The organism is Bartonella queenslandensis (assembly GCF_018155095.1).
In the GTDB taxonomy this organism is placed as follows: domain Bacteria; phylum Pseudomonadota; class Alphaproteobacteria; order Rhizobiales; family Rhizobiaceae; genus Bartonella; species Bartonella queenslandensis_B.
This window is the reverse complement of the sequence record NZ_NAAI01000037.1, coordinates 1-614: the sequence shown is the minus strand read 5'-3', so window position 1 is coordinate 614 and position 614 is coordinate 1. Positions and strand designations below refer to the sequence as shown.

The following is a 614-nucleotide window of genomic DNA, read 5'->3' as shown; positions in this document are numbered from 1 at the left end:
ATCCACCCCTTATGACTTTCTCTGTAAAATACTCCTTTTCTATAATATAAATTTTCGCCCTTGCCTTATTAGAGACAAGGGCGAAAATTTCGTTAAATTGTAGTTTTTCGTATTATATGGTGTTATTTTAATTTTAGCGTTATTCCACCCCCTACACCCCACTGACCTCCGGCACTGGTTGCTGATAAATTAGAACGAATCTTGCCATCTTCAGATGTATATCCTGCACCAATAGCAAAAGCAGATTGGCCACGCCACAAACCACCACCAAATGAAACACTCAAAGATCCTGGGTCATCGAAGTAACGTAAGTTAGACACTGCCAAACCAATTGCTGCTGCTTGTCTTGCCTCTTTGCGCACATTCTGAATATCATAACTTAATGCTTCAAACTTCATATCGGTATAGGATTTAGCCTTATTAACACTATTATCCGTATACTGCTTTGCATTTTCAAGGACTTCATCCATCTTCTGCTTCAATTGACCGCCATTAACAGCTTGTTTTGAATCAGCATTAACCGCACCATCAGCTACGTTGTCTATTGTTACTGGTTGGCTGTCATCGATACCTATTAAAGTAATCGTACCGGTTTTCTTTCCGGTCTCTTTATC

The 614-nt window shown here is 39.6% G+C and carries 1 protein-coding gene; it reads right to left on the bottom strand.

Annotated features, from left to right (window positions below):
- Positions 1–122: 122 nt before the first annotated feature.
- On the bottom strand, positions 123–614 hold a 492-nt coding region (locus tag B5V81_RS08620), incomplete at its 5' end, for a YadA-like family protein (protein ID WP_212113103.1).